Consider the following 1,089-nt stretch of genomic DNA (forward strand, 5'->3'; position numbering starts at 1 on the left):
CTGGAACCGATTGAGTTCTGGGAGAATAAGAAGCAACTTGCCGAATTCGAGTCTTTCCATGAGGAAACTCCTAAACCAGTGCTCTACCGAAAGTATACACCCACCAACAATTCCCTAAAACAGCGCCGTACCCTACGCCTGTTTTTCTGTAACAAAGAGGAATTATTGGCAAGAATCTTTCTCGATTATCTGAATGGCCATCATGCCCGCCTACAACACATTGGTCACACTAAGCTAAAGCTAAAAGAAAAGATATTCGCAAGCGCCTAATTAGCCCCACCTTCCCCCCATAGCTGGATTTCGTCATGCTATTTTCATTTGGGGAGACAGCATGAACAACAGTGAAAAGCAGCGCCACTGGCAAGCTGTTTTGGAGCAGCAGGCCGTCAGCGGATTAAGTCAAAAGGCGTTCTGTAAGCAATTCGAGATCAGCCTTGCCACTTTTCAATATTGGCGCCGAAAGGCCCATCTCGTAGAGGCAGAACTGATCCGATCCGGTAAAAGTGGACACTGGTGCATGCCGACGAAACAACACATCAACGAAATGGAGAAGAGAGCAACTGGTGGGTCTGGCTGGCATCGACCGAAGGTGCGGTCTTTCAAACGATTCGGTACTCCCGAGACCAAGATAATGCCAAGTTTCTTTTGGGAGAGAAGTGTCCTGCGATCACCGTCACGGATCAATGTGCTAGTTACCACTGGCTCAACGAGGATCGGCATCAATTCTGCTGGGCCCATGTTGAGCGCAATCTGCAAAAAATGGCTGACTACACGGGCAAAGGTCTTACAGCTAAGATCGGTGCTACGCTCGTTTTACTGTGTAAATCCGTGTTCCTAACTCAACATAGATTTGAGGCCGGAGACATAGATGAACACCGGTGGTGGCGCCGGATGTTACGTCTGCGAAAAAGCATACAGAGCTGGTTAAGCCGAGGGGAACAGTGCCCGGTGAAGCGTTATGCCGGTAACTGTTCACCCGAGTGGACTTGACCTTAGATCATGAGGCCTTCTGGTATCGGATACGGACGTTGCTCGATACAGGCTCGAGTGATCTGTTGAAGCCACTCCAGTGGATTGAGTTTCAGCCGC

General features: G+C 49.4%; 1 protein-coding gene and 2 pseudogenes. All 3 read left to right on the top strand.

Features of this window, described 5'->3' with window-relative positions:
• Positions 1-270: hypothetical protein (locus ABEA08_RS09510; RefSeq protein WP_345335063.1), on the top strand; the 270-nt coding region annotated here is incomplete at its 5' end.
• Between the two features lie 61 nt (positions 271-331).
• Positions 332-460 (top strand): annotated as a pseudogene (gene tnpA / locus ABEA08_RS22020) (IS66 family insertion sequence element accessory protein TnpA); the annotation flags it as partial.
• A 41-nt stretch (positions 461-501) separates the two neighbouring features.
• Positions 502-972, top strand: a pseudogene (locus tag ABEA08_RS09515) (IS66 family transposase); the annotation flags it as partial.
• Between the last annotated feature and the right edge of the window lie 117 nt (positions 973-1,089).

The sequence above is a fragment of the Ferrimonas pelagia genome, assembly GCF_039543565.1.
Classification (GTDB): Bacteria; Pseudomonadota; Gammaproteobacteria; order Enterobacterales; family Shewanellaceae; genus Ferrimonas; species Ferrimonas pelagia.